The organism is Litoribacter ruber, assembly GCF_018500185.1.
GTDB classification, from domain to species: Bacteria; Bacteroidota; Bacteroidia; order Cytophagales; family Cyclobacteriaceae; genus Litoribacter; species Litoribacter ruber.
In genome coordinates this window covers 1-19,478 of sequence record NZ_JAHBGI010000009.1, presented here as the reverse complement: position 1 = coordinate 19,478, position 19,478 = coordinate 1, and the positions used below count along the sequence as shown (strand labels likewise).

15 protein-coding genes are annotated in these 19,478 nt (G+C 44.8%); 5 read left to right on the top strand and 10 right to left on the bottom strand.

Translation table 11 applies throughout. The features are described 5' to 3' along the window. The first annotated feature begins 139 nt into the window (after window positions 1-139). The 3 genes from KIH41_RS12705 to KIH41_RS12695 all read left to right on the top strand — a co-directional run bounded on the left by KIH41_RS12705 (window position 140) and on the right by KIH41_RS12695 (window position 2,588). Window positions 140-514, top strand: coding sequence for a hypothetical protein (locus KIH41_RS12705; RefSeq protein ID WP_213944509.1), 375 nt, complete (start codon window positions 140-142; stop codon window positions 512-514). A gap of 61 nt (window positions 515-575) precedes the next feature. Beyond that, complete coding sequence (locus KIH41_RS12700) at window positions 576-1,037, top strand: Clp protease ClpB (protein WP_213944508.1); 462 nt, start codon at window positions 576-578, stop codon at window positions 1,035-1,037. Between the two features lie 84 nt (window positions 1,038-1,121). Then, the gene (locus KIH41_RS12695) at window positions 1,122-2,588 is read left to right on the top strand and encodes a glycine--tRNA ligase (protein WP_214162620.1); all 1,467 of its coding nucleotides are present in this window, start codon (window positions 1,122-1,124) and stop codon (window positions 2,586-2,588) included. A 251-nt stretch (window positions 2,589-2,839) separates the two neighbouring features. Here KIH41_RS12695 and KIH41_RS12690 read toward each other — a convergent pair whose 3' ends face one another. Together KIH41_RS12690 and KIH41_RS12685 are read right to left on the bottom strand one after the other, a co-directional pair. After that, window positions 2,840-3,973 (bottom strand): hypothetical protein, encoded by a 1,134-nt coding sequence (locus tag KIH41_RS12690; RefSeq protein WP_214162619.1) that lies wholly within the window; start codon window positions 3,971-3,973, stop codon window positions 2,840-2,842. A gap of 179 nt (window positions 3,974-4,152) precedes the next feature. Beyond that, entirely contained in the window at window positions 4,153-4,944 is a 792-nt protein-coding gene (locus tag KIH41_RS12685) for a hypothetical protein (RefSeq protein WP_214162618.1), read from the bottom strand. Between the two features lie 217 nt (window positions 4,945-5,161). On the opposite strand from KIH41_RS12685, the gene crtD reads away from it, so the two are divergent. Continuing rightward, complete coding sequence (gene crtD / locus KIH41_RS12680; protein WP_214162617.1) at window positions 5,162-6,625, top strand: 1-hydroxycarotenoid 3,4-desaturase CrtD; 1,464 nt, start codon at window positions 5,162-5,164, stop codon at window positions 6,623-6,625. Here the strand turns inward: crtD and KIH41_RS12675 are convergent. From KIH41_RS12675 to KIH41_RS12645, 7 genes are all read right to left on the bottom strand, one after another. After that, complete coding sequence (locus tag KIH41_RS12675; RefSeq protein WP_317194950.1) at window positions 6,622-8,019, bottom strand: MltF family protein; 1,398 nt, start codon at window positions 8,017-8,019, stop codon at window positions 6,622-6,624. The genes crtD and KIH41_RS12675 overlap by 4 nt on opposite strands. 159 nt (window positions 8,020-8,178) lie before the next feature. After that, complete coding sequence (locus KIH41_RS12670) at window positions 8,179-9,516, bottom strand: TolC family protein (RefSeq protein ID WP_214162615.1); 1,338 nt, start codon at window positions 9,514-9,516, stop codon at window positions 8,179-8,181. Then, the gene (locus KIH41_RS12665) at window positions 9,516-12,572 is read right to left on the bottom strand and encodes an efflux RND transporter permease subunit (RefSeq protein WP_213944501.1); all 3,057 of its coding nucleotides are present in this window, start codon (window positions 12,570-12,572) and stop codon (window positions 9,516-9,518) included. Before KIH41_RS12665 ends, KIH41_RS12670 begins: the two co-directional genes overlap by 1 nt. Window positions 12,573-12,575: 3 nt before the next feature. Further along, complete coding sequence (locus tag KIH41_RS12660; RefSeq protein ID WP_213944500.1) at window positions 12,576-13,649, bottom strand: efflux RND transporter periplasmic adaptor subunit; 1,074 nt, start codon at window positions 13,647-13,649, stop codon at window positions 12,576-12,578. Between the two features lie 9 nt (window positions 13,650-13,658). Next, window positions 13,659-14,474: an alpha/beta fold hydrolase gene (locus KIH41_RS12655; protein ID WP_213944499.1), complete on the bottom strand. Its 816-nt coding sequence runs from the start codon at window positions 14,472-14,474 to the stop codon at window positions 13,659-13,661. A 211-nt stretch (window positions 14,475-14,685) separates the two neighbouring features. Beyond that, window positions 14,686-16,086, bottom strand: a complete 1,401-nt coding sequence (fumC, locus tag KIH41_RS12650; RefSeq protein ID WP_214162614.1) for a class II fumarate hydratase — start codon at window positions 16,084-16,086, stop codon at window positions 14,686-14,688. Between the two features lie 604 nt (window positions 16,087-16,690). Continuing rightward, the gene (locus KIH41_RS12645; RefSeq protein WP_213944497.1) at window positions 16,691-16,846 is read right to left on the bottom strand and encodes a hypothetical protein; all 156 of its coding nucleotides are present in this window, start codon (window positions 16,844-16,846) and stop codon (window positions 16,691-16,693) included. A 192-nt stretch (window positions 16,847-17,038) separates the two neighbouring features. Here KIH41_RS12645 and KIH41_RS12640 point away from each other — a divergent pair, with 192 nt between their 5' ends. Next, on the top strand, window positions 17,039-18,193 hold the full coding sequence (locus tag KIH41_RS12640) for a glycosyltransferase family 4 protein (protein ID WP_213944496.1): 1,155 nt from the start codon (window positions 17,039-17,041) through the stop codon (window positions 18,191-18,193). Between the two features lie 239 nt (window positions 18,194-18,432). Here KIH41_RS12640 and rfbD read toward each other — a convergent pair whose 3' ends face one another. Further along, entirely contained in the window at window positions 18,433-19,281 is an 849-nt protein-coding gene (rfbD, locus tag KIH41_RS12635; protein WP_214162613.1) for a dTDP-4-dehydrorhamnose reductase, read from the bottom strand. Window positions 19,282-19,478 lie beyond the last annotated feature (197 nt).

The window sequence follows — 19,478 nt, the reverse complement described above, 5'->3', positions numbered from 1 at the left end:
TTTAATGGGGTTCTTTTTTTGTTTAAAGCAGAATCTTTCCTTATAGCACTTTAAAATTTGCAATATTTCATTTGCACAAAATTGAATATCAAATGATAATTTATTAATTTAAACCTCTAACCTTATAACCACTTACACCATGAACACCAAATTCCACACTTACATCCACACCCTAAGCTTTGTGCTGGTGGTTTCCATTGCCGTATGGGCCACAGTGATGGGCACTCTGCAGACTAAAGACTTATTGACCTACCTGATTTTGGTGGTGGCTTTTCTGGAAGCCTTCAGCCTATGGGCAGGCAGAAAAATCCACTCCGAGGCCCACACTTCCTATAAATTAGGCTTGCTGGCCAGTTTGATGATTCTATTGGGAATAAAAAGCATGCTTCCTGCCTTTTTCCCTACCCTAACTGTCACCGTGCTTTCCATTAATTTTGTGTACAATTTCTACATTTCCAACAAGCGGGTAAGACGAGTACAACCCCGTGCCAAAAAACGCCTGAAATTCAAATAAGGATTTTGAAGGGCATAATTTTTGAGCAAGGGCATTGATACGAATGCCCTTTATTTATTTTATGAAAACAATCCTTACCCTACTATTGATTACCCTACCCTTTTTGGGCATGGCTCAGGAAAAACTCAACCGCCTAGTCCAAGAAAGAGAGCAATTACACCAGCAATGGAGGGAGTCTGAAGGCCAAAAATCAGGCATCTTTGGCAACCGCACCAAAAAGGATATGATCCAGACCAACGAGTGGATGGAACGCATCATCCAAAAGGACAACCAAATCATGAACGAGCTCAAGATGCTGGGAGAAATTCAACGGGTAGAAGTCATCCACGAAAAGGATGATTATAAATATATTGCCCAAAAGCAGGAACAGGACATTGGCCGATTAAAAAGAGCTTTGGCCGATATGGAAAACTCTGTCCAAGAAAAAAGAGAGGACAAGCGCACCTATGAATGGACCACCCTGATTTTCTTCATTACCACTTTAGTATTTGGAGTTTTGTTTTTCCGAAAGCTTAGGAGCTAATCTATCATCCCATCTTTGGCCGCCCCGGCGCATCTCTTCCATTTTAAAATTGATAACTATACGTTTTTACCTATTTTTGTACCTATGGCAAAACAAGAACAAACACAAGAAATCGCTCAACTGAAAGATATCATTGCCCATGCAAAGGAGTATGGGTTTGTCTACCCTTCTTCTGAAATCTACGACGGCCTTCAGGCTGTGTATGATTACGGGGCATACGGGGTGGAGCTGAAAAACAACCTCAAGCGCCTGTGGTGGGAAACCATGACCAGGCTTAACGATAATGTAGTCGGAATCGACTCCTCCATCTTCATGCATCCTACTACCTGGAAGGCTTCAGGCCACGTGGATAGCTTCAACGACCCCATGATTGACAACAAGGATAGCAAAAAGCGCTACCGTGCCGATGTGTTGATCGAGGAGAAGGCAGCCAGATTGGAAAAGGAGGGCAAGCTGGAAGAAGCCCAGCAGCTACTGGCCGCTATGGGCCGACTGCTTGAAGCCGAAGATTTAGCGGGTGTCAGAGACCTGATCATCAATGAGGAAATCAACTGCCCTATCTCCGGTACCAGCAACTGGACAGAGGTGAGACAGTTCAACTTGATGTTTTCTACACAGGTGGGTTCGGTGGCAGAGGATAGCTCGACGATCTACCTAAGACCTGAAACCGCCCAGGGGATTTTTGTAAACTTCCTGAATGTACAGAAAACAGCCAGAATGAAGGTGCCTTTCGGTATCGCCCAGATCGGAAAGGCTTTTAGAAATGAAATCGTGGCCCGCCAGTTCATTTTCCGTATGCGAGAATTTGAGCAAATGGAGATGCAATTCTTTGTTCGCCCAGGCAGCGAAATGGAGTGGTACCAGCAGTGGGCCGAAGCCAGGGTTAAGTGGCACAAAGCCCTGGGGATTCCTGAGTCTAAAATCAGAACCCACGACCATGAGAAGCTTGCCCATTATGCCAATGCAGCCATGGATATCGAGTACGATTTCCCATTTGGGTTCAAAGAGGTAGAGGGTATTCACTCCCGTACTGACTTTGACCTGAAGCAACACCAGGAGTTCAGCAAGAAAAAGCAGCAGTATTTCGATCCTGAGGTGAATCAGAACTACATTCCTTATGTGATTGAGACTTCGATCGGTGCGGACAGGTTGTTTTTGATGACGCTTTGCAATGCCTTTGTGGACGAGGAAAAAGATGGAAAGTCCAGAACCTACCTGAAATTCCACCCGGCCATCGCTCCGGTGAAAGCGGCTATTTTGCCTTTGACCAAAAAGGATGGCCTACCGGAAAAAGCCAAGGAAATCGTAGATGCTCTGAAGTATGATTTCAACATCATTTATGAAGAGGCCGCTTCCATCGGAAAGCGCTATACCCGTCAGGACTTGATCGGGACCCCATTCTGTATCGCCGTGGATCACCAGACCCTAGAAGACAACACCGTCACCATCCGTCACCGCGACACCACCGAGCAGGAGCGAGTTGCCATCAGCGATCTACATGGCAGGCTTGGAGAGGCTTGTAGCTTTAGGAGGGTTTTTGAGAAGATTTAAAAAAAATCCGACGATGAGATGACTGATGAAAGAAAAATTCAAAGAGACACAGCTTGTCCCGAGGAGCTTTTCGCGGATCGGGAGAGTTTCGCAGAGTTTTAAAAGGAGGTTCTCAGAGCTCCTTCTCGGAAAATATAAGAATTTAGAAAATTTAGGACGTGACAAAGGAAGCTGAGTGAATCCGAAGGGAAGCAAAATGATAAAAAAAGCCCAGGAGATCTTCCTGGGCTTTTTATTATATCCTTTTTATTTTATTTACATTTTCCTGTAATTTTAGCATACAAACCAAGATAATAGCTGGAGCCTGTTATGTTAGTAAATGTAACAGTCCCTCCAGTTTCAGTCATTCTTATATCATCGAAATCATCTCTTTCCAATTCCAAAATGGCAGAACTACTATAGAATGCTCCCCACTCATCGAAGGAATAGGCAGGGTCCAAAACGGTGAATGTTACATCAACTTTATAAATCGCACCACCAGGCCCCGTATTTGTTCTACTTCTTTGATAAACAGCTTGTCCAACAACATTTGAACCATCCATTAATTCAAACTTATCAGACTCAAAATCTAGTATACCTTCTCCATTATTATTTCTAGTTACACTTCTAAACCATGTATCAGTACAGGCAACATCACAGGGTTGGATTTCATAAGACATATACATAGACCAATTACCTACACCTTCTGGGTTAAATCTTCTCCCCTGTCCCCATGCAGATTCTTTCTTATACTCAAGAGCTTCCGTCATTTCTTCGTTAAATTTAGTTACATGAATAAGCTCTGCATGTACCGCTATATCAAACTCGCCAGCTTTTATTAATTTTTCCCCTATTTCTAACTCAAAAGTATATTCCTGATTAGCATCAGTGTAGTCAGGTGTGATAGATTCTTTGATGGGAAATTGACCAGGTGCGGGATTGATGATTCCTTTCTTTTGTTTACCTCTAGGATCCGCTAAAAAGTCAGTCTCAGCTTGGCCAAATAAACCATGGATTTTATGGATAAACCAATTACTCTCAGTTATACTTACCGTAACATAGAATTTTTCATTATCGTTGAAAACTGCAACTTTACCAACAGATTGGCTCTGTCCAACTATCAAATCTCGAATCATAGGTGTACCACAAGCATTGTAACCTGTTCCAACCCTCAAATTTGCATCAGTAGTGTTAAATTTTACTGCAATTGCTTCCTGAGCCTCTTTAAGGTCCGAAGCCTCAAAAGTTTCAACATTGCTACACGAAAAAAGTAGCGCGGCGGACATCAGCGTCAGAAATCCCTTCTGCATACTGATAAAAGTGTTTCTTATCATGTTTTCAAAGAATATTATTAAAGAATAATAATGGGTTAAAAATATGAATAAATCCTGAACAAACAAGCTCAACTGCAATTATTTTTATTCAAAATCCATTTTTATGTATTATTTTGCAAGAATGATTATATCAACCCTATCCAAGAACCATTGCAAAATCGCTAACCAACAGTCGAATTTTCTAATCAAAATAAAAAACCTGCCCCAATTAAGGAGCAGGTTCAAAGTGTATGGGTTTGTGTGGTTTATTATTATTCGCAAGTTTTAATCACTGATCTTCCTGCTTGGTTCAAAAGATTTCCGTCACCTTTTACATTGAAAGTAGTGGCAAGGTTGGCACCGCAATCACCGATGAGCTCAAGCTCAAACGTAATCGGCTCACAGGCAGTCAGGGCTCCGTTCCACTCGATAGCGTTGCCACCGTTTCTGGAGCTCCAAGCTTTACCATCCATGGACTTATATGCTACACTTTGAGCAAGTGTCATGGTTATTCTGCCGTTTTCCTCCGTTTCTGACGGGATCAAAGTGAAAGTAAACACATCACCGTTTCTTTCTACAGTTAGGCTATCTTCACAGCCATTGTCATCGCATGGCATCACGATCTGGTAAGCACTCGCATCTAGCACCAAGCAGTTACCTGGAGCACAGGCACCGTGGCCCTCACCGGTTCTTCTTATTTCAAAAGTTTTCATGGAAGCAAATTCCTCGTGGGTTACTTTCATAGCGTGAGCACCATTCTTTTTGTTTACTCTTTCACCGTTGATGTAAAGGATAGCAGTGCTGCTGGTAAAGTCAAGGTAAACAAACTCAGTATCATTGCTTACATTTAAGCTTACGGTCTGCTTGTTTTGGTAAGCACCACTGAATGTAACGGCAGAAGACACGTTACCTTCAAAACATGCTTCCTGAACAATAGCAGAAGATCTCAATACGGACATGTCTTCAGCTTCAAACGAATCAACTTGGCTACAAGCAAAAAGTAGCGATACGGACATCAGTGCCAGAAATCCCTTCTGCAGTCTGATAAGGTTATTTTTAATCATTATCTCAAAGAATTATGGCTCAAATATATGATCAAAAACTTATTTGTCAATATCAAATGCATTTATTTTTATTTAAGACGTATTTTCAAGTATATACACCTAAATAGGTTAAATTAAATTTCTCTATCATTTATCTTGAATTATTTAGAATTTCTATTGGGAATGTGCTAATTCGCAAGTTTTTCGAACAGAAAAAAAAAATCCATGTTATGTCATCATGAGTAAAAAATCCATAGTAATAGGATCTGGAATTGCGGGATTAGCGGCCGCCATCAGACTACAAACCAAAGGTTTTCGTGTACAAGTTTTTGAGTCCAACAGTTTTGCGGGAGGCAAGCTTTCCGAATTTCACCTCGGGGAATACCGATTTGATTTTGGCCCCTCGCTTTTTACCCTGCCGGAAGAAGTTGACGAACTGTTTAAGATCACGGGTAGGGATCCAAAAGATTATTTCGAATATGTACGGCTGCCTGTCAATTGCCATTACTTCTGGGAAGACGGTCAAAAGCTGCATGCCTACGCCAATACCGATAAGTTTGCCGAAGAGGTGGAAACCAAGCTGGGCGAGCCGGCCAAAAAGGTCAAGAGCAACCTGCAACACTCCGCTTACCTCTATGAGAGGCTTGCACCTTTATTCATGCACAGATCCCTCCACAAAGTGAATACCTGGACAAATGGGGATGCCCTCAAAAGCTACTTCCAGCTCAACAAACTAGGCTTGTTTGACACCATGAACGGGGCCAATGCCAAACAGTTTGACAACCAAAAGCTGGTCCAGCTCTTCAACCGCTATGCTACCTATAATGGCTCAGACCCTTACCAGACACCAGCCACGTTGAATATCATTCCCCACCTGGAGTTTAACAAGGGGGCATATTTTCCCAAAAAAGGCATGCATGACATCACCGCCAGCCTATATAAGCTGGCAGTCGATATTGGGGTGAATTTTCAATTTGACAGTCCAGTGGAAAAAGTACTGGTGGAAAAAGGCATCGCCAATGGGGTAGTGGTGGCAGGAAAAGAGCATAAGGCAGACCTGGTGGTGAACAATATGGACATGGTCAATGCCTACAAAACCATCCTCAAAGACCAAAAGCAACCCAAAAAGCTTCTCGAACAGCCCAAATCAAGCTCTGCCATGATTTTCTACTGGGGAATCAAGCAGCATTTTCCTGAACTCGACCTTCACAACATCCTTTTCAGCCAAAATTATAAAGAGGAATTTGACCATATATTCAAAAAGAAATCCATCTATGAAGACCCCACGGTCTACATAAACATCACCTCCACATACAAGGCCGATGATGCTCCTAAGGGGTGCATGAACTGGTTTACTATGATCAATGTGCCCAATAATCAAGGGCAGGATTGGGATGAGCTGATTTCAGAGGCAAGGAAGAATGTGATCCAAAAAATAAACCGCACCTTAAATACTGATATAGAAGCCCTGATTGAGGTAGAGGAAATTGTAGACCCAAGAATCATAGAAAGCAAAACTTCCTCCGCACAGGGGGCCCTTTATGGAAATAGCTCCAATAATAAATATGCGGCTTTTCTGCGGCACGCCAACTATTCCTCCGAAATCAAAAATCTTTATTTCTGCGGGGGTTCGGTACACCCCGGTGGGGGCATACCGCTTTGTCTACTTTCTGCTAAAATTATGAGTGAAATGATTGCTTAAGGTTCCACAAGAACCTTATAGCTTTCAAATAGCCCGTATACGTCTTCCACGTAATTTACCGCCACATGTCCTTTGGCGTAGCCACTCTTCACCACCGGGTCGCGGTAAATTTCTGGATTGGACTTCTGCTTCAGAAAGATGGCGACATTATCCCATTCGCTTGGATTATAGCCGTCTTTAAGGGCAAGTCTCCAGGCATCATCCACATGGCCATGGCCTACATTATAGGAAGCCAGGATAAACTTGATTCGCTCATTGACTTCCGGTACCCGCTTTTGCCAATACTTATCCAGGTACTTGAGGTAGTTTACGCCGCCCATAAGGCTTTCAAAGGGATCGTTAGGGTCAGACACCCCGAAGCGCTCCAAAGTCACCGGCATGAGCTGCAAAAGGCCAGAAGCACCAGCATAGGATATTGCCTCGGTATCGAATCGGGATTCCTTGAAAATCAAAGCTGCCAAAAGGCGCCAATCCCAGCCGATTCCTTCAGCGGCTTTTTTGATCATTTCATCATATGCGGAGATTCTATTCCCGCTGATAGAGGAAAAGGGGCTGTTGCTTCGGAAATAACTATTGGTTTTGTTGACAAAATATTTATCGTAGAGAATGGCCTGATAGGAGGATTTGTTAAAAGTGGTCAACCACTTGTTTACTCCGGCCAACAGTTTGGTGGAGTTGGATCTTACCGCCCAGCCCACCTTGCTGGCAGGACTGACCTCCAAGGATACATCCAGCTGGGGGTAATAGTTGGAATTTACGCTGGCCACATCTTCATCCACTACGGTGAAATCAATATCTTTTTGAACTACCAGGTTCACCAATCCTTCTGAATCGTAAGGCATCTCCTTGATCCTAAAATCTAGCTGCAGGCTGTCTTTCCACATCTGAAGTTGCTTTTTGTACACAGCTCCTTCACGCACATGAACCGTTCTTCCTTCCAAATCCTTCAGGTCCTGAACCGTACCCTCCTCCCCATTGCGCTGAACAAGCACGGTACGGATTTCATTGGTGGCCTTGGTGAATGAGGCCAAGTCGGTGCGATCTGCGGTCTTTTCGAGATTGATGGCAATGATATCCACCTTCCCCTCGTTCAGTTTCCTGAAAGCCTCATCTATGTCAGAGGCCACGAAGATTTTTAAATTTACACCCAGATCCTTGGAAAGGTTACGCAGCATTTCATACTCATAGCCCATCCTGCGGCCTCTGTAGATGTAGTAACTTGTAGAGGTGTTGTCGACGATGGCGCGGATAAAGCCCCGCTTTTTAATCTCGTCCAAATCCAATTCCACCGTATTTTCCCAAAAATCAACCTGCTTTTCTACGTGCTGTTTTTTGCAGCTCAGCAGGGCGACGGTGGACAACAAAAATATAATGACTCTTGTGAGTAATCTCATACGCATCCTGAATTTCAGGCTTTGGTCCGTTGCAATATTAGCAATAACAAAGCAATCCACCAAAAATCAAATATTGTGCTAATTTTATTTTGCGTAATCAGACTTCACCTAATAATATTAAAAAACCCGCTGATTTTAGATTTCAACGGGTTTTTCATTTTAGTAAATTGTCTCTTGGGGATTCTGAAAATAAATTTTCCCCGAGAGCCGCATCAACTCGATTTCTGACTCTTTTATATTATACACAGCCTCGATCAATCGGCTCTCGGCCTGCAGCCTGTTGACCTGGGCATCCCTAAATTCAAGGTAACTGGCAATTCCCAATCTAAACCTTTCCAAGGCTATCTCGGAGTTTTCCACGGCTACTTCATAGTTCTCCCTCTCGATCTCCAAAAGGCGCTTGGTATTAGTATAGATATTATAAGAACGGTGTAGATCTGACTTCATCTGGATCTCAAATTGCTCCACGGCAAACTGCTGGTTTCTTTGCTGGACCCTAGCCTGCTGGATGCGCCTATTCAGGGCAAAACCGCTAAACAGGTTGATTCCAACGGTGGCACCGGCAGTAAAACCGTCAACCCTGTTTTCTGCCAAGAATCCAGCATCTGATTCCATAATTGAATTATTATAAGCACCAGTAATAGTTAAATAAGGTAATCTAGCTGCTCTTGCCTCCCTTAATTGGAGATACGCAACGTTTTCCATTCTTTGGGTTGCCAAAAGCTGCTTGTTATCCGTGTAGGCATTTTCCACCAAATCACCCAATCTGATGTTTTCCTGAATGGTGATCGTATCATTTACCACAAACTGTACATCGGGATCTATGGCCAAAATCTCATTCAGGTTAATTCTAGTTGTTTCTATAATCTGCTCCTGGTTTACAAGTGCTGCCAAATCCGCATTGTAATCGACTTGGGCAGCCAAGAAGTCCCTTTTTGATGCCTGCCCAAACTCATATTGAGCTCTTGCTATATCCAATCGCTCTTCAGACAATTCAAGAGCCTTGCTCAACACATCATAGCGCTGCAACTCCAAAACAAGCCTGTAGTAAGAGGTGGCAATAGTGGCCACGGTGTTTTCAATCACCACCTTGGCTTCCAAGTCAGTCACTTCGGCCAGTTTGCCCAACCTTTTCAAAGCCACCACCGCTTCAGGCCTGAAGCCATAAATCGTGGCCATGGTAAAGTTTCGGTTGTAGGTTTGAGCACCAGGTATTATTCTTGGATCAGGTTCAGAAAAAAACCTCTGTTCAGTATCTTCATTTCTATATGTTCCTGTATAAGTAGCATCTAAACTAGGAAGCAAAAGACTCTGCCCCAACTGGCGGTCGTATTCTGCAATTTCAGTTTCGTTGATGGCAATCTTGACTTGGAAGTTGTTATCTAATCCCAATTCAATTGCTTTCTCAAAATCCAGCTTTTCCCTTTCTTGCTCTTGGGCAAAACCGGGAAAGGCAACAATCAATAGCGCAAGCGCCAAACAAAAAGATTTATTCATCAAACTCTGGCTAATCTACCTTCTTTAGATGTCAAATATGTATATACTGCAGGGATTACAAATAGGGTCAAAATGGTTGAAAAGGCCATACCCCCTATTACCACCACACCCATAGGCACACGGCTCTCAGCTCCTGCTCCCAAGGCCAGTGCGATAGGAAGAATCCCCAGAATAGTGGAAAGACTGGTCATCAGAATCGGCCTGAATCTCGCCCCTGCTGCTCCCACGATTGATTCATATACGGTCATACCCTGTGCTTTCCGCTGGTTGGCAAATTCCACAATCAGGATCCCGTTTTTAGTCACCAGTCCAATGAGCATAATTATTCCGATCTGGCTGAAAATATTTAGGGTAAAATCAAACATCCACAGCGATACCAACGCACCACATAGGGCCAGCGGTACGGTAAACATGATGGTCAATGGATCAAGGAAGCTTTCAAATTGGGCGGAAAGGACCAAATAGATCAATACCAGCGCAAACACGAAGGCAAAAATCAAACTGTTCGAACTCTCCCTGAATTCTTTGGAAAGGCCTTCCACATCAGTACTATAGCTTTCATCCAAAACGTCAGCAGCAATTATGTCCATTTCATCCAATCCGGATCCGATGGTATATCCAGGGGCAAGCCCCGCAGATACGGTCGCACTTACAAAACGGTTGAATCGATAAAGCTGGGGTGGCGTGCTTCTTTCGGTGATGCTTACCAGGTTATCCAACTGAACCAAGTCCCCGTTGGAGGATCTAACATACAGCGTTTGAAGATCAATCGGGTCATTCCTGTCTTCTAACTGCATTTCGCCCACCACTTGATATTGCTTACCGTTCATGATGAAATAATCAAAACGCTGCCCCGAATAAGAGAGCTGAAGCGCTCTGGCGATTTCCTGGACCGAAACTCCGATGTTTCGCGCCTTTTCTCTGTCAATCTCTACTTCAATTTCAGGTTTGGTAAACTTTAAGTTGATATCGGAAAAGCTGAACACCTCACTGTCATTCACCCTATTCATGAATTCAGGGATCACTTCCTTGAGTTTTTCCAATGTCTGGGCCTGAATTACAAACTGCACCGGCAATCCACCCCTTCTATCCCCGATAGATTGGGGCTGGGTGGCAAAGGCCCGCACGGCCGTCTTGTTCTTTAATATACCGGAGACCTGATCGAAAACCTCCTGCTGGGTGCGCTCCCGCTCGGTAGCCTCGGTAAGCATTATTCGGATAAAACCGGAATTTGTACTTGCAGTACCAAAGCCCGGAGAAGTCACGGATATAAAGCCAGATCTTTCAGGTATTTTCTCATCAAACTCCAAGGTAAGCTCATCGATTACCCTGTCCATAAACCCAAAGGTGGCACCCTCGGGGCCACTTAAGTTTATCCTCATTTCACCCCTGTCTTCCACTGGGGCTAACTCTGTGGGGATGGTGTTGAAAAGCGCATAGATGATAATGCCCATGCCGGCGATGATCACAAATCCTACCCATCTGACTTTCATAAAGCCCACCAAGGCTCTTTCATATTTCTCATTCAGCCAGACAAAAATGGGCTCTGTTTTCAGGTAAATCCAGTTGGGCTTGTCTCTTTTGCGCAGCAATCGGCTACTGAGCATTGGGGTCATGGTCAAGGCCACAAAGGATGAAATAATCACCGCTCCGGCCACCACGATTCCAAACTCCCTAAACAATCGACCTGTGGTTCCCGTCAGGAAAATTACAGGCAAGAATACCGCTGCCAAGGCTACAGTAGTAGCAATTACAGCAAAGAAAATCTCCTCTGCTCCCTTAATAGCCGCAGCCATGGGTTTTTCCCCTTTCTCGATCCTGGTATAAATATTCTCCAGCACCACAATGGCATCATCTACCACCAATCCGATGGAAAGAACTATACCAAGCAAGGTCAAGACATTGATGGAAAAATCCATCAAATACATGATGAAGAACACCCCAATCAGTGAAATCGGAATCGTCAGCACAGGTATAAAGGTAGTCCTCCAATCCCTCAGAAACAGGAAGATGATCAATACCACCAGAATAAAGGCGGTGAAAATGGTCTGCTGCACTTCGCTAATAGAGGAGCGGATGTATTTGGTGGAATCAAACCCGATTCCCAATTTCACATCCGAAGGCAGGTCTTTCTCTATAAAGGCAAGCCTCTTATAAAATTCATCTACAATTTCAATATTATTACTTCCCGGCAGCGGCACTAGTACTACCCCCACCATAGGGATGCCGTCCCTTTTCAACACAGTCCGCTCATTGAGAGGCGCGAGCTCTGCCCGGCCAATATCCTGAAACTGAACGATGTTATTCCCATCATCCTTGATGATCATGCGGTTGAATTCATCCGGGGTGGCAAGTCTACTTTTGGTTCGAACCGAAAGCTCAATAGAGCTCCCTTCAATTCTACCGGAAGGAAGCTCCACATTTTCACTCTGCACGGTGTTTAGCACGTCCGTCGGAGTGATCCCATAGGAAGCCATCCTCAAGGGATCCATCCGCAACCGCATAGCATATTGCTTTTCTCCCCAGATCTGGACCGTACTTACCCCAGGAATGGTCTGCAATCTTTCTTTGAAAATGTTATTGGCAAGATCAGAGAGTTCCAAAAGATTTCTTCTATCACTCTGCACATTCAGGAACACAATCGGCTGGGAATCCCCATCGGCTTTGGAAACTACCGGAGGATCTGCATCGGGTGGGAGATTTCGCTGGGCGCCGGAAACCTTGTCCCGAACATCATTCGCAGCTGCCTCCAGGTCACCCCCTACATCAAATTCAACGGTGATGTTACTCGTACCGTCGTTACTGGTAGATGTTAGGGATTTGATCCCAGAGATACCGTTAATGGCCTCTTCTAGGGGCTCGGTAATTTGGGCTTCGATTACGTCGGCATTGGCACCCACATAGGTGGTGCGCACGTTGATCACGGGAGGGTCCACGCTGGGATACTCTCTCACACCTAAAAATGATATGCCTATTATCCCAAACAACAGAATTGTCAGGGAAAGCACTATGGCCAATACCGGCCGTTGAATACTTATCGTGGATAAGCTCGCCATGATTTAATTGATTTTTGTGACTTCTACGGGCATTCCCGTCCTTACTTGCAACACTCCCGTAGTCAATACCAGGTCTCCTTCATTGAGCCCTTCCAATACCTGTACTTTCCTTTCGGTACGGGTACCGATCGAAACTCTAGCTTCCTCTACTACACCATCTCTGGCCACAAAGACTTTATAACCGTCCAACTCCGGAATAATGGACTCTGCCGGAACCATCAAAGCATTTTCCTGCACATCTAGATTTAACCTTACCCTTACAAACATTCCCGGCAAATACCGTCTTTCCCGGTTAGGACTCTCGGCCCGTAGCTTCAGTGTTCGGGTAGCCGCATCTATGTTTGGTTCTATTGCATACACTGTCCCCACAGACTCCCCTTCTGAGGCATTGGTGGAGAAGTGAACTTTTGAACCTGTCTTCACCCTGTTGGCATAGCGCTCAGGGATAGAAAACTCGATCTTAATGGGATCAATGTTGACTATGCTGGCTATCATGTCTGAAGAACTAATGAAGCTTCCCTCCGAAACCTGCCTCAATCCCAAAACTCCATCAAAAGGAGCCCTGATCACCGTTTTGCGAAGCTGGGCATCAATCAACTGGATGTCTGCTACATTAGTATTAAACTGATTTAGGACAATATCATATTCCTCCTGAGAAATTGCCTCCCTGTCCAAAAGCTGCCGCTGACGGTTTTCTTGGCCTTCAAAAAGCTTTTTTTGGTAATTCAACCTCTCTGCCTGGGCCTTCAATTCATCATCGTTGAGGTACAGCAAGGGGGTGCCTTTCTTTACGTATTCGCCTTCCTTGAAATTGACCCTTTCGACCAAGCCAGAGATTTCTGGCCTTAGGCTTACCATTTCATTGGCTATGATTGAACCAGTAAGGTTCAGGTTGTTTTCCAGTCTTTCAGGCCTTATCTCTACCACATTTACGGGCAAATTGCTGCTCTGACCTTCAGCCGCCTGGGTTTCCGGGTCGGCACTCTCTTGAAACATCTCTAATCTGGGGTAAAAAAACAGCCCCGCTATCACTAAAACAATGACTACAATTAAAGTGATTTTCGTTTTTCTATTCATTCTTGAACTTTATGATGGGCTGCCCTCAAGGCCGCCATTTAGGAATTCTAGTGTTAACCGGTTAAAGGTTTGGGGCTGCTCCACATTTACGACGTGCCCACATTGATGCACGATCTGCAGGAAAGCGCTCGCATGATCCTTTACGATTTTTTTGACAGGCTTAAGGAACATGAAATCCTCCTCGCCCATAACATATAGCGTGGGTATCCCCAGATCTTTTTCCTTGAAGTACCTAAGCAGAGGATTTACTTCTCCGGTCAGTTTAAACCAGCGGATAAACTCTTTTTGACAGAGCCTTTTGGCCTCCCTCACAAAGAGGTTTCGGGATTCCGAATGCCTTTTTCTAGGCATGATCACCCAAGCAAATAAACGATAAAGCCACATATAGGGGATTACGCTTTTGAAAGTATTTCCTAAGCTTACCAAAATCCGGCTTTTCACATTCAGCCTGGTTACGGCCCCGGCCAGCACCATGCTTTTGACCCGCTCAGGTGCCATTTCCGCAAGTTGTCTCACCAGAATGGTCCCCAATGATACCGCCATGAAATGTGCCTGTTGAATTTTCAGGTGGTCCAGCACCTGGATGATATCCTTGGTGACAGCAGGAAAAGTATACTCCTCCTTCCATAAGCTACTTAGCTTGTTGGCAGACCTCCCGTGACCTCTCAGGTCGATCAACAGCAAATTGTAAGATGCTTTAAACTCCTTGATTTGCTTATACCAAATAGCCGACGAGCCGCCGGCGCCATGGATGAGCACAAGCCATTCCTGACTGGTAGGATGCTTATAGGATTTGTAATACAATAGCTGTTTATTATCAGTCATTTCAGACAATTATGGGGAACTTTATCTGATAAGTAAAGGGCAAATTACCTGATAAAGTTCGGAGAAAAAATAAAATAAACACAGGTGGCAAAAGTCAGCTATCAGCGGTCATTATGGTTTAAGGGTTTAAGGCCTGTGGCCCTGATTAAAGGATTAAGGGGCACAGTGCACCCCTCAATCCTTAATCCTTTAATCTGTTAATCCTTTAAACTCATTTCAACCCTCCGGTCATATCCTCCGGCTTCACCCAGGCGTCAAACTGCTCGTTGGTCAGCAGGTCTAGGGCGAGGGCGGCTTCACGGAGGCTGGTGCCTTCCTTGTGGGCTTTCTTGGCGATTGCCGCCGCATTTTCATACCCGATATGTGGGTTCAAGGCAGTAACCAGCATGAGGGAATTTTCCAAGTGGCGCTTGATAAATGGCGTATTGGGCTCTATACCCACCGCACAGTTGTCGTTGAATGAAACGCAGGCGTCACCGATCAACCTTGCAGACTGCAACAGGTTGTTGACCATCATCGGCTTGAACACGTTGAGTTCAAAATGACCATTTGATCCACCTATAGACACCGCCACGTCGTTACCCATCACTTGGGCACACACCATGGTCATGGCTTCTACCTGGGTTGGGTTTACCTTACCCGGCATGATAGAGGAGCCAGGCTCATTTTCAGGGATTAGGATTTCCCCGATTCCGGATCTAGGGCCGGAAGAAAGCATCCTGATATCGTTAGCGATTTTCATCAAGCTTACCGCAAGTTGCTTAAGGGCGCCATGCGTCTCCACGATCGCATCATGAGCGGCGAGTGACTCAAATTTGTTTGGGGCGGTTACAAATGGATGTCCTGAAAATTCAGCGATTTTCTTGGCTACCAGCTCAGAATACCCTTTTGGAGTATTTAATCCGGTACCTACAGCGGTCCCTCCAAGAGCAAGCTCGGAAAGGTGCTCCAAGGTGTTTTTCAACGCCTTCAACCCGTAATTCAACTGCGCCACATAACCAGAAAATTCCTGTCCCAGTGTAAGTGGAGTGGCGTCCATGAAGTGGGTTCTACCGATTTTCACCACATCCATGAATTTGTCTGACTTATCTTTTAAGGTGTCTCTCAATTTTTCCACCTTTGGGATAGTCGTCTCCACTACCATTTTATAGGCAGCAATGTGCATGGCAGTGGGGAAGGTATCATTGGAAGACTGTGACTTGTTCACGTCATCATTTGGGTGGATCTTCTTTTTCTCATCCTCTAGGCTTCCCCCAAGGTTGACATGTGCTTTATAGGCGATCACCTCGTTGGAGTTCATGTTGGACTGGGTACCGGAACCAGTCTGCCACACCACCAATGGGAATTGGTCATCCAGTTGGCCGTCCAAGATCTCATCGCACACTTTCCCGATGGCCTCCGCCTTATCCTGGGCCAACACGCCCAATTCGGCATTGGTGAAGGCCGCGGATTTTTTCAGGATGGCAAAAGCCCGGATAATCTCGATTGGCATCCTGTTTTTTTCACCACCGATTTTGAAATTATTAATGGACCGCTGTGTCTGCGCTCCCCAAAACTTGTCGGCTGGCACCTCAACAGGCCCCATGGTATCTTTCTCTATGCGGTATTTCATGAAAATTTTATATTTAGGTTATCGTATTTATTCGGCGTGCTAAATTACGAAAAAAAATTTGGGTACTAAGAAATGGGTACCAAGTACCAGGTACTAGGTACTAAGTATTTCTAGGACAGAAGTGGTTTCTGCATTTTTGGGCTTGTTTTGATATTGGGTGCCATGAATACTCGTGGGTGCTGCTGCCGAAGTTTACTTCATTTTTCATTATTCATCATTCGACATTCATTATTGGGATACCCAGTACCAAGCATTCCAGGTCAGACTGGCATTCAGCCATTTGGGCCATGTTTTGATATTGGGCGTCTCCATTACAGACGGGGGGGGTAGTGAAAAAATAAACTTCGTGCTACTTCTTTTAAACTTCGTGCCCTTAGTGACCCATTTTCTTCCGCGAAGAAGCTCTATGAAACTCCTTTTAAAACTCCCCGTAACCCAGTGTCCCTTTACCTTCCGCAATAAAGCCTTTCCCGATACGCTCCGCTACTCGGGACAAGTCGTGCGACTTTTAAACTTATTCGACTTGGTGACCCCATTTTTTTATTCGAGAAGAGTGCTTTGTGAAACTTCTTGTAAACTTTGTGCCCTTCGTGGCCAATTATTTCTACAAAAATATCAACAACAACATCAATACCGCCAAAGCCACCGCTACCCACGCATACGCCTTGTTTCGTTGTGGAAATTCAAATTTGCATATGGGGCAGATGGCTTCTTCATGCTCTACGGGCATGGCGCAACCAGGACATTCTTTAGTATTCATGCGTAAGGGTATAAAATCTTCTCATTCAATTGATTTTGCAATATGCTTAAAACAGTTACAATTCGGCAGTTTCTCGCTTTTTTATTCTTTAACATGCAGAAATATCCTGACAAAATACAACGCTAACCATTTTATATAATATTCTTTCGTCCCTAAATAAAATATAAGTAAATTTGCAGGAAATATTTTTGTATGATTTTATTCTTAGCTACCTTAACCGCCTTTTTCTTCGGGTTCTTAGTTACACCGATCATTATATTTTTCTTTAGAAAAAATAATGTATTGGACGCCCCGGGAGGAAGGAAGATACATAAAGGAATGATCCCCTCGATGGGCGGAATTTCCATCATGTTGGCCACATTCATCGGCCTGGCCACCTGGTTGTCCCTAGACCAAATGGCGACTACCCGGTATTTTCTAATCGCCATGGGCATCATGTTTACCTTGGGCTTAAGGGATGATTTGGTAGAACTCACCGCTTTGCAAAAACTTATCGGACAGTGCATTGCTGCCTTTTTGGTCATCGGCATGGCCGATATCCGTGTCACCAGCTTTTATGGCTTCCTGGGCGTTTACGAAATCCCATTGGCAGTCAGCTACTTCCTGACTTTCTTCACCATCATTGTATTGACCAACGCTTTCAACCTCATCGATGGACTCGATGGTCTCGCTGGCACGATAAGTACTATTACCCTCACCTTTTTAGGCTGGTGGTTTATCACCGCAGGCATGCTTCCTTACGGTATCATTGCCTTTACCATGGTGGGTGCGATCTTGAGCTTCCTGCTTTACAACTGGCACCCGGCCAAAATCTTCATGGGTGACACCGGCTCCCTAAGTATCGGTTTTGTTCTTTCAGTGTTGGTGATTCTCTTTATTGATAAAAACGGCACTATGCTAGGCGCGGAAGGTTTCAAATTCAGTGCTCCGATCGCTTCGGGTGTGGCTTTGCTTATCGTCCCGATTTATGACACGGCAAGGATCTTTACCAAAAGAGTGCTAAACGGCAAGTCCCCACTGGCACCGGACAAGAGCCACGTACACCACTTCCTGATGAGAATGGGCCTTAAACATGACCAAGTGGCTTACGTTTTGGGCGGGGTCAAATTATTGTTTATCGGCTTGATCTTCCTGGGACAATCCTACAACGACCACGTCATGCTTCCGATCGTGGTGTTAAGTGCTGTTTCTTTGGGCTTGGTCTTGGACCGATACACCCTTATCCAGATTATCAAAATCAACAAAACCAAGCCTACGGTACTTTCCACTAGAATCACCAAAAAGGCCTACAAGAAGCCGGCTCTTTCTAAAGAGGTACTGGATAGGGAGAAGTTGAATATGAATTAAAAAATTGTACTAAGTACAAAGTACAATGTACCAAGTACACCGTAGGACTGCTGCTTTTTTAAGCCTATTTTGATGTTACCCACATATTTACCGCTGAACGTTGTCCCAAGGCTGTGCCTTGGGACTTCGAAAATTGAGGCCGGCCTTTGCCGATAGGCAGGCTGTGCCTCAAGACCTCATCACCCACGCAGTGGGCTCCCGCAAATACTTCCGCCGCGAATACCTGGTACCTTGTACCCCTAAATAGTACGCTTAAGCGCTTCCTTCAAACTATCCCTCCAATGAGGAATTTCAATCCCTAACGCCTGCTTAATCTTCGTCTTATCCAACACGCTGAAATGCGGCCGCTGGGCTGGAGTGGGGTATTGGGCAGAAGGGATAGGCTTTACTTTAACTTTGAGGCCAGCCAAATCAAAAATGCTGTGTGCAAAACCGTACCAGCTGGTCACTCCTTCATTGCTGAAATGATAGACCCCGGCAGGAATCCCTCCCCGGTCCACAATCTGGATGATCGCCTTGGCAAGATCCCCCGTATAGGTGGGCGTACCGATCTGGTCGGCCACCACATTGAGTTCCGACCGCGTTTCTGCAAGCCGCAACATGGTTTTCATAAAATTATTGGCATAGCTCCCATACAGCCAGGAAGTCCTCAAGACCACGGCATTTTTGGCTGTTTCCAACAATGCTTTTTCCCCATCCAATTTCGTTTGGCCATATACACCCAAAGGACTGGTAGCCACATCTTCTTTGTAGGCGATGTGAGAAGTCCCGTCAAAAACAAAGTCTGTGGACACATGGATGATGAGCTTGTCTTTCGCCAGTTCAGCAAGATTTCTCACCCCATCCACATTTATCGCTTTTGCCATTTCTTCATCCTCCTCAGCTTTATCCACAGCCGTATAAGCGGCACAGTTGACAATGATATCGGGATTGACTTGCTCGAAAAATGTCTCGAGCTTTTCCCTATCGGTAATATCCGCCTCCTGGCTTGATGCAAAAATCCAATCCCCATCATGTCCAGAATCCCTCACTAGTCCCTCCAACTCCTGGCCCAACTGACCCTTACCACCTGTTACTAATATTTTCATATCGTTAAAGTTTTAAAGAGCCACAAAGGCTCCAAGATACCAAGATTTTTTCTTTGCGCCTCCGCGCCTTAGTAGCTTTACTCTGTGAAATCCGAGTAATCTGTGTTTTTTTTTAGCCACAAAGATTCAAAGACGCTAAGTTTATTCCCTTTGCGCCTCCGCACCTTGGTGGCTTTACTCTGTGAAATCCGAGTAAT

What these genes read in the sequence shown, in the direction of transcription:
- KIH41_RS12675 (WP_317194950.1), bottom strand. Translation starts at nt 8,019, where the DNA reads ATGAGATTACTCACAAGAGTCATTATATTTTTGTTGTCCACCGTCGCC.
- KIH41_RS12705 (WP_213944509.1), top strand. Translation starts at nt 140, where the DNA reads ATGAACACCAAATTCCACACTTACATCCACACCCTAAGCTTTGTGCTG.
- KIH41_RS12700 (WP_213944508.1), top strand. Translation starts at nt 576, where the DNA reads ATGAAAACAATCCTTACCCTACTATTGATTACCCTACCCTTTTTGGGC.
- fumC (WP_214162614.1), bottom strand. Translation starts at nt 16,086, where the DNA reads ATGAAATACCGCATAGAGAAAGATACCATGGGGCCTGTTGAGGTGCCA.
- KIH41_RS12645 (WP_213944497.1), bottom strand. Translation starts at nt 16,846, where the DNA reads ATGAATACTAAAGAATGTCCTGGTTGCGCCATGCCCGTAGAGCATGAA.
- rfbD (WP_214162613.1), bottom strand. Translation starts at nt 19,281, where the DNA reads ATGAAAATATTAGTAACAGGTGGTAAGGGTCAGTTGGGCCAGGAGTTG.
- KIH41_RS12670 (WP_214162615.1), bottom strand. Translation starts at nt 9,516, where the DNA reads ATGAATAAATCTTTTTGTTTGGCGCTTGCGCTATTGATTGTTGCCTTT.
- KIH41_RS12660 (WP_213944500.1), bottom strand. Translation starts at nt 13,649, where the DNA reads ATGAATAGAAAAACGAAAATCACTTTAATTGTAGTCATTGTTTTAGTG.
- KIH41_RS12665 (WP_213944501.1), bottom strand. Translation starts at nt 12,572, where the DNA reads ATGGCGAGCTTATCCACGATAAGTATTCAACGGCCGGTATTGGCCATA.
- KIH41_RS12695 (WP_214162620.1), top strand. Translation starts at nt 1,122, where the DNA reads ATGGCAAAACAAGAACAAACACAAGAAATCGCTCAACTGAAAGATATC.
- crtD (WP_214162617.1), top strand. Translation starts at nt 5,162, where the DNA reads ATGAGTAAAAAATCCATAGTAATAGGATCTGGAATTGCGGGATTAGCG.
- KIH41_RS12685 (WP_214162618.1), bottom strand. Translation starts at nt 4,944, where the DNA reads ATGATTAAAAATAACCTTATCAGACTGCAGAAGGGATTTCTGGCACTG.
- KIH41_RS12655 (WP_213944499.1), bottom strand. Translation starts at nt 14,474, where the DNA reads ATGACTGATAATAAACAGCTATTGTATTACAAATCCTATAAGCATCCT.
- KIH41_RS12640 (WP_213944496.1), top strand. Translation starts at nt 17,039, where the DNA reads ATGATTTTATTCTTAGCTACCTTAACCGCCTTTTTCTTCGGGTTCTTA.